We start from the raw sequence: 8853 nt of genomic DNA, 5'->3' as shown, positions 1-8853 counted from the left end.
TGCCTATAGCTGATAAAGGCGTTGTATTTCATATTCTTTTTCTCCTTTGTAGGTAGATGTTTTGGGGATATTATAGCAAAAAAGGGTGGGGGTGGCAAATCTCAGTTTGGGCTTATGAGAAGATAGATTTCCCCTCATAATGAACCCTTTTAATATCTCTATAAACTGATGGAATTAGTATTTGTCTATTATTTTCAATATATCATCTCCATATTTATTTATCTTCACATCTCCAAAACCTTGTATTTTTTTCAACTCTTGTCTCGTTCTAGGTTTTTGTAAAATTAAATTCTTTAATTGTTCGTTATTATAGATAAAATAGGGTTTTATTTTTTCTTCTCTACTCTTCTCAAATCGGTATTTCTTCAATTCATTATATACTTCTGAATTCTCTATTAATTCGTCATTACTTGATTCATCAGCTGATAATATAAGTTTTGACTGTTCTGTTTCATCCAAAGGTAAGTCATTTATTGATTCATTTTGAATATCAGATTCATCTGGAACGATATCATTCTTTATTTGTTCTAATATATATTGGTTATATTTTTTCGTATAATCTTTGGAAATAGATTTATTTAATTCAAGATAAAATTTCGCTTGTGAGCAGAGTTCTTCATCCGTAGATGGTGATATATTTACTTTGTCGCACATATCTTTAATATACTGTATTAATTGGTCTGCCCTTATCACCTTATCTTTTGTTTCTTTTGGAGCATATCTTGAGTTAAGTATTGTTTTAGGATTCGCAAGAACAATAACAGATTTGTATTTACTATCAAACTGTTTGCTTAGCATCGTCTTGTTAAAGATATTAGCCTTATTATCAATATAAAGCTTTTTCATTAATTCCAAATGGCGTTGATTTTGAGTAATCGGTGAGTATACTCCCTCTTTCTTCTTATTCTTTCCATAATCCAGTGTTCTAATGAAGTCATTGTTATTAGTTATTTCAATGTCGCCATATAGATTCTTGCATTCAATTACAAATATAAGCTTTCTTGTTATTACAATATAGTCTATCTGTGCATTTAAATTTTCATCATCAAGATAGATGTCATGAAGTATGTACATCGGCATATGACTATTTTTTAGTTCATATGCAATATTTTCTTCCCCCTTCAAGCCATATTCCAAATTCTTAATGTCTTTTCTTATTATGTCTTGTCCTTCTGAATTAAGCAGGGGTTCTATCTCTCTAAGTCTGCCTAATTGCTGCACAATATCACTATCTTCTTTTAGAAAAATAGGTTCTTTTAGTTTGTTAAATAAATTTAATAATCCCATATTATTACCTCCTATGTATATTGAGTAAATTATAGCATTAAATGTTATGATTTTCCATAAGATTAATTATTGATATAATAAAAAAACTGCCGCAGCAAAAGTTTCACTCTCCCTGCAGCAGTTCAAACAAATCTCACTCCCCAACAACTATGCCAAAAATCACTCCATCATAAAACGTTCTACCCCAACATTATTCAAAGTAACCATTGGTCTACACCGAAACGTCCTGCAACGATTATTCGCCAACCGGACTTTCAAAATATAAACTCCTTCATAAGGAACCTTAAATTCAAAAAATCCACAACCTCTAATCTTCACACATCGCAAAAGAACATCCATATTGTTGCATCTCTCATACAATTTCACATCCCAATCATGGAAATTATTACAACAGCAGCCCTTGATACATCCCATAATAACACCTGATTTAATTTTGCATTCCTCACAAACTGGACATGGTTTTTGTTCTGGACACACTGGGCATGGCGGACATTCCGGACATGGCTTTGGTTTTGGACATTCCGGGCATGCTGGGCATGGTTCCGGCTTTGGACATGGTGGTGGCACCGGACACGTCGGACACGGTTCCGGCTTTGGACATGGTGGTGCTGCCGGACACGTCGGACACGGTTCCGACTTCGGACATGGTGGTGCTGCCGGACACGTTGGACATGGTTCCGGCTTCGGACATGGTTCTGGTACTGGACATGGTCGTTGTGCCGGACACGTTGGACATTCAGGACACATCTCTCGTTCTTCCTGAGCAGGAGAAACTGGTGCTGGAATTACCGGTGTCGGAATAGCTGGTGCTGGAACAACCGGTGCTGGAACAACTGGTGCTGGAACAACTGGTACTGGCGTTGTTTGACATCTCACTCCTCCAACAAATGGGAAATTATGAAACTCAAATCCACTGTCAGCATTTACTGCAAATGCACCTAATGCCGCATTACCGCTTACATGACCGCCTGTAGGATGTGCATGGAACATGGCCTGTGGTGCCAGTATACTTCCCCAGATATCCGAAGATTTTTCCATATAAATATTAGATGCATCCTCAAACACATACAATGTCCGATTTGCTTTTTCTCTTTCCCCATAAACACCGTATTGTAAATGAGCGTTTGCTCCCGTTCTCAGCCTTACAATAACGGTACTTCCCTGTGGAACTTCTGCACGTATTCCTTTGTTGATTAAACCATTTGGCTTTAAATCAATAAGAAATACATTCTGAAGCGGGTTATTTCCTCGTAAAATCCATTCGTGATTATTCTCCACTACTATTCCATTTGGTACTAAATCTTCAATACATTTTTTGTAATTCTCAATGCTTTCTCTTGCATCATTAAAAAATCCAGTTATATTAGCACGTATCCTGCTTGCTGGTATGAATCTTGGTACATCATAACTGGAAACCAAATAATGGTCACCTGTATCGGATGGTTCCCAATATCGACTGCCTCCATTGGCTTGATACAAAAACTCCAAATCTTGTATCTGATCCATCATACCACTTTTTCCAATTAAATAAGTACTTCCCTTGGCTGCATTGAACCCTCCACCGGCAACCACATGGCCGATAACAACCAAAGGACCAGCCATAGATACACTACCACCAATCAAAAAGCGTACTAAATCCGGTGAGTAGCTGACCGCCTTTTTATCTTTGCCAGCAAAGCCAACACTCAAACCCCTTGGGCTGTAAAAGCTTCCACCTATTGCTACAGGTCCCTCAACATCTATAATGTTATTTGCATTATTAAATACAATAACATTAAATTTTGAAGCTGCACCAAACGGCTGACCTGCAACATCATACCATTTTATATCTTCATAAGGTAATCCCGCACTTGCCATTGCTTTATCACTGTAACCATTATTGTCCATATTAACTCCCACAAGCTGCTTGAATAGCAACGCATTTTTATTCTCAGTTCAGTTTATTCTAATGGGAATGGTTCTGTGCAAATTTTTATGCAATTAGATTAAAATTAATAAAAGGACACTCGCTTTATTATTAAAAATCTATTCGTTTACTTTGCTACTAGTTTCCTTATTAATTTTACAACTTCATACCAAAACACCGCACATCCTGCTATTGCAATAGCACCAAGAAACTGAATCGCAGACAATGGCTCAAATTTAAGAAAACGAGAAATCGGTGTATAAAGTATTACAAGTATTCCGATAATCGTGAAAATATTGACTGCCCACATAACCTTATCTTTCATAAGTCTTCCAATGCTTTGAAATACAAAATCATGATTGGAACTATTCACCTGTACCAAAAACAGATTAGAAATCATAATTATAACAAGCCCCATGGCTCTGGCAGTTGGTGCATTCTCTGCATTATTGTCCAACAGAATATAATAGGTGAAAAAGGATGCTGCGAAAATCATCAATCCCTGAATAATGCTTTTTATAAACAAACTACGGCTCAATAATTTCTCTTTTGGGTTACGTGGTCTTCTATCCATAATATCTTCTTCCGCAGGCTGCCGTTCCAACACAATCGAACAGGTCGGATCGATAATCAGCTCAAGAAGTACGACATGCAGCGGAAGAAGCAGAATTGCCGATGGCGAAATTCTTAATATAGGTGCTAACAGTGATGCAAATGCAATCGGAATATGAATTGTAAAAATATATCCAACCGATTTTCTTATATTATCATAAATTCTTCTTCCATCTTTTACTGTCTCAACTATGGTGGTAAAATTATCATCCATCAGAATCAAATCAGCCGCCTCTCTCGCAACCTCGCTGCCTCGTTTTCCCATGGCAATTCCTATATCTGCATATTTTAAAGCAGGAGCATCATTTACTCCATCCCCTGTCATCGCTACAATCTCACCATTTTCTTTAAATGCTTTGACAATACGCATTTTATGCTCTGGAATCACTCTTGAAAAGATACTTACATCTTTTACCTTTTCACGGAGTTCTTCATCACTCATAGTATTCAACATATCACCAGTTAGAATATGGTCACTATTTGGCATTCCTATTTTCTTTGCAATTGACGCTGCCGTGATACCATTATCTCCGGTAATCATTACAACACGAATGCCTGCTTTATTACATCTTTCAATAGCCTTTTTCACACGATCCCGTGGAGGATCGGCAAGACCAATCAGTCCTAGCAGTGTGAGTGAACAGTCTGTTATTTGCTCTGGAATTTCCTCTTCCCTATATAGTTTCATTGTAGCTACTGCTATTACTCGAAGCCCTTCTCCTGACATCTCATCAATCTTTTTCTCTGCATTTTTTCTTGCGTTATCATCTAAATTACAGATTGTTAAAATTCGTTCTGGTGAACCTTTTGCTGCAATTATAATTTCATTGTTACGAAGCCAGACATGCCCCATCATCTTTAATTCATTTGTAAATGCATATTCCGTAATCAACTTGCCTTCAAATAAATGATTTTCTGTAATTCCATTTTCATTACAATGACGCAGCATTGCTTTTTCCATAGGATCATAAGCCTCTGTTTCGCAGCCAAGTCCCATCGTTTCAATCAATTCATGGTTATTACCATTTAAAGCCCATGTCTCCTGTACAGACATCTGATTCATCGTAATCGTACCGGTCTTATCCACACAAAGAACCGATACTGCTCCAAGCGTTTCAACAGAGGGAAGTTTTCGGACAAGCGATTGTTTTTTCGCAAGTCTCCATGCCCCCATTGATAAAAAAACTGTTAATATAACTGGAAATTCTTCCGGTATCATAGCCATTGCAAGTGTAATTCCGGACAAAATACTTTCGATAATTCTCGGTCCAAAAGAATGGTCGGGAATATTGAAGTATGTAACCACACCAACAAACACAAATAATAAAGCAGCTATTATTGCACAAACTTTCACAAGATACCCTGTCTGTTTTTGAAGTGGTGTATCTTCCACAGGAGCAGCTGCAACATCAGCCCCTATTTTTCCATATTCCGTTGTAATTCCAATCTTGTCAACTAATATAGTTGCAGTTCCCTGTGTTACCAATGTTCCTGCATAACAATAGTCTCTTCTCCAATAATCATCTTGTGATTTCCCATCATCTGTTACTACTTTCCATACACCTTCTGCCTCACCGGTTAATGATGATTCATCCACGCATAAATCGTTACATCTGATAATGCTTCCATCTGCCGGAATTTTCACGCCTTCCTGAATCATCATAAAATCACCTGGCACCAAATCCACACTGGCAATTATACTTTCTTTTCCATCTCGGATAACTGTAACATGAGGTGCTGATAAATCTCGCAGAGCATTTAATGTTTTGTCTGTTTTCCATTCCTGAATTACATCAATACTGATAATACCGAGTACAAAAATAAGCATTATCGCACCATCTCTCGGTTCTCCAAGAAGAAAATAAATGATTGCTGCCACAATCAAAAGCAGAAACATTGGTTCACAAATTATATGGAACACCTTTCCAACGAAATTTTCTTTTTTTTGCTGTACAATTTCATTCTTTCCATACTTTTCTTGCAGTTCCTTTGCCTCTTTTGAACTCAGTCCCTTTAGATTCATTTTGTAGTTTGTCATAAAAGTTACCTCCTATTCGCCTTTTTGGCAATTGTTTGATAGCTCTATGCCACTCCATACAACTTTATTTGTTCCTATGGGTAAAAAAAACACACCAATGGAACATACTACTGTCCCACAGATGTGTGATATTCTACAATCTGTTGCCACGCTTAGTGGCCCGGCCCCATGACCTGATAACATTCAGGTTCATCGCCTGCTCAGTTTGTACTGTTGATCGCGCATTTCTTATATCGAAATGTAATGCAGTGCAAAGAGATTGTTTTGCAGTATCATTATATGATGATATTGCAATCAAGTGACTTATTTACAAAAGATATTATAACTGATTTAAGCATTCCATGCAATAATAATTACACTATTTATTTATCTTTTCTAATAACATTTTTCCACAGTCAATCTGATTTGGAATATTTCCGCTCTCGTCCTTTACTCGCCAGATATCCGGAGTAATTTCATCTGCTACATAAATCTTACCAGTTTCATCATAACCTAACTCAATTTTAAAATCAATCAGGTTAAGATTCATAGTTGCAAGTTCTTTCTTTAAGATTTCTCCAACTCTTACCAATACATCTAATGCTTCATCATACTGGCCTTCTTTCAGAATTCCCTTCATCAGACAAAGTCTCTCACTAATCAATGGGTCACCCTGAATATCATCCTTAAGTGTAACTTCTAAATATGGTGGTTCAAAAGAAATTCCTTCTTCCAAGGTAAATCTGCGGCACATGCTGCCTGCTGTATAGTAACGCAGAATAAATTCCAATGGTGGTACTGTAAGATTACGAACAGCCATCAGATTCTCATCTAAATTAGAACCAAGATACTGAGTTGGGATACCATTCTTTTCCATCAATTCAAAGAAATAGCTTGAAATTGCAAGACCAATTTTTCCTTTTCCCTCTACGCTTCCGCCAACGGTATTTGCACCGGGATCAAATACACCATTTTCACCAGTTGCATCATCCTTAAAAAATAAAAATACCGAATTGTCCTCTTCGTTCACTAAAACGGATTTTGTCTTACCATTATAAATTGTTTTCATTTTTCTTTTCCTCTCCATTATTGTATTGGTTTATATTTTAACACAATGATAATTTGTTGTCACCATATTTTGCATTATCACTTAAAATTTTGCCTGTTTCTTCTTTCTTCTAACTCCAAGGTAAGTTATTGACATTCCACTAATACCAAATACCAGAAACCATAATGTAACGGAATTACTATCACCAGTCTTTGAAACATCACTTTTTCCATTTACATTTGTCTTCTCATTTTCTAATTTGGTGATAATTTCAGTTTCTAACACTTTTCTACAGATTGTACATTCCTTATGCTTACTTCCTATTTTCGTAGTTGTCGCTTTTGTATCAACAATCCAATCTCCTGCTATATGTGTTACCTTTCCGTTCTTATTTCCACAGCTGCATTCATGCCAATGACTATTACATCACTTGACCACTTGTTTATATAAGAATGAACATGTGATGATGTTACTATTACAGTCACAGTTGCTCCTGCTTTCTTTTCCTCTGTGGCCTTATACCTTACATACCAAGTACCAGTTTCTACTATCTACAAAAGTACTGATTAAAACACATCGTCCAAGTTCTCTATTGCACTACAAAAAGACAAGTCAGAATATCTTTCAGGTCTCCCTTTTGGAATTTCTATCATTGCAATGGTTCCATTTCCTGGCGTGCTTTGAATTACCAACCGTCCATTACATGTCACTGCAAGTCTTTCATTTACATTTGAAATCCCCATATGGCTACGCCCATCTGTTTTCTTTTCCTCTTGGTCAAAACCAATGCCATCATCTGCAACTGTGATAAGTATACTTTCTTTTGTTTCTTCTGTTCTAATTATAACGGTACCACCTGATTTTTTCTTGGTAATACCATGACGTACTGCATTTTCTACAATTGGCTGAAGTGTCAAAACCGGTAACATAAACTCTTGCACCTGTATATCAAACTCTACCTTCAGTCGTTCTTCAAATCTTAATTCTTCCAGCCACAGATATTGTTTGGTATGTTCCAATTCTTTTTCAAATGGAATTGGATTCTTCTGATTCAGTGAATCCATATTTACCCGCAGATACTCCGCAAATGTTATAATCGCTTTCTTTGCTTTTGGATTATCTACACACAATCTTCCTATCGCATTCAATGAATTATATAAAAAATGGGGTTGAATCTGACTAAGCATTACAGCAATCCGCGTTTCTATCAGTTCCGCTTCCTGTATTTCAAGTTGGTGCATCAATTCTATTTGTATACTGAGATATATTAAAAAGAGCGCAAAAACACATCCAACATATGCAATATATATGTCAGGATGCAATATCTCAATCATATAACATACGATTGGTATTATTCCATATGTTAACAGTGAAAATATCTCTTTCACTTTCAGTGCTTTTCTATAATTTATAATAATCCCCATATAAATAAGCATACAAATCGTTGGAAGAATATATGTTATCCAATAATACTCACCCTTGAGGTAATTATTATTTGCATCAAATTGCATATACCATTCATTGATGGACGCAACACCTGACAATACTATAATCCCAGCACATGAGAATAGGAAAAAATAAAATTGTTTCTTTGATACAATTGTTTTAATACTTAGATATTCATACAAATACAAACTGAATGCACCAATCTGCAGTGCTACAATACTATACGAAAAAAAACTCATCAACCTTATCAGAATATCAATGACAATGCCGGTATACCCCGCCATCATCTCAATGAATACCTCAAATATTATTCCGGTAAAACTAAGGATGATAGTAATGAAAAACCAAAAATATACCTTTTTCTTCAAATTGCCGGTAAGGAGAGTTGCAATCAGAAGTAATACAAGCATTCCGAATGCGGCATAATGTAACATTTCAATAGTATATTGCATTGTTGTCAATCTCCCTTTGAATATATTTATAGGAAATACCCATAACACAGATATAAACTTTTTTCATCATTGACTTCTTTATAAT

Annotated in this window: 6 protein-coding genes and 1 riboswitch; all 6 genes read right to left on the bottom strand. The window is 36.1% G+C overall.

The features are described 5' to 3' along the window. Positions 1–174: 174 nt before the first annotated feature. The 6 genes from RMR19_RS12040 to RMR19_RS12015 all read right to left on the bottom strand — a co-directional run bounded on the left by RMR19_RS12040 (position 175) and on the right by RMR19_RS12015 (position 8768). Positions 175–1287 (bottom strand): NERD domain-containing protein, encoded by a 1113-nt coding sequence (locus RMR19_RS12040; protein WP_310603731.1) that lies wholly within the window; start codon positions 1285–1287, stop codon positions 175–177. A gap of 159 nt (positions 1288–1446) precedes the next feature. Continuing rightward, positions 1447–3174 (bottom strand): collagen-binding domain-containing protein, encoded by a 1728-nt coding sequence (locus RMR19_RS12035; protein WP_310603730.1) that lies wholly within the window; start codon positions 3172–3174, stop codon positions 1447–1449. A gap of 146 nt (positions 3175–3320) precedes the next feature. Further along, complete coding sequence (locus tag RMR19_RS12030) at positions 3321–5843, bottom strand: cation-translocating P-type ATPase (protein ID WP_310603729.1); 2523 nt, start codon at positions 5841–5843, stop codon at positions 3321–3323. A 108-nt stretch (positions 5844–5951) separates the two neighbouring features. Further along, a riboswitch (NiCo riboswitch) is annotated at positions 5952–6057 on the bottom strand. Positions 6058–6201: 144 nt separating this feature from the next. Then, positions 6202–6891: a phosphoribosylaminoimidazolesuccinocarboxamide synthase gene (locus RMR19_RS12025; RefSeq protein ID WP_310603728.1), complete on the bottom strand. Its 690-nt coding sequence runs from the start codon at positions 6889–6891 to the stop codon at positions 6202–6204. An 81-nt stretch (positions 6892–6972) separates the two neighbouring features. Further along, entirely contained in the window at positions 6973–7155 is a 183-nt protein-coding gene (locus RMR19_RS12020) for a hypothetical protein (RefSeq protein WP_310603727.1), read from the bottom strand. A gap of 281 nt (positions 7156–7436) precedes the next feature. After that, positions 7437–8768: a sensor histidine kinase gene (locus RMR19_RS12015; protein WP_310603726.1), complete on the bottom strand. Its 1332-nt coding sequence runs from the start codon at positions 8766–8768 to the stop codon at positions 7437–7439. Positions 8769–8853 lie beyond the last annotated feature (85 nt).

The organism is Anaerosporobacter sp. (assembly GCF_031551385.1).
Lineage (GTDB): Bacteria > Bacillota > Clostridia > Lachnospirales > Lachnospiraceae > Anaerosporobacter.
This window is presented reverse-complemented; position numbering and strand designations above follow the sequence as displayed.

Excerpts from the sequence above, each read along its gene's own strand:
- RMR19_RS12040 (WP_310603731.1), bottom strand. The coding sequence starts at position 1,287 with ATGGGATTATTAAATTTATTTAACAAACTAAAAGAACCTATTTTTCTA.
- RMR19_RS12035 (WP_310603730.1), bottom strand. The coding sequence starts at position 3,174 with ATGGACAATAATGGTTACAGTGATAAAGCAATGGCAAGTGCGGGATTA.
- RMR19_RS12030 (WP_310603729.1), bottom strand. The coding sequence starts at position 5,843 with ATGACAAACTACAAAATGAATCTAAAGGGACTGAGTTCAAAAGAGGCA.
- RMR19_RS12025 (WP_310603728.1), bottom strand. The coding sequence starts at position 6,891 with ATGAAAACAATTTATAATGGTAAGACAAAATCCGTTTTAGTGAACGAA.
- RMR19_RS12015 (WP_310603726.1), bottom strand. The coding sequence starts at position 8,768 with ATGCAATATACTATTGAAATGTTACATTATGCCGCATTCGGAATGCTT.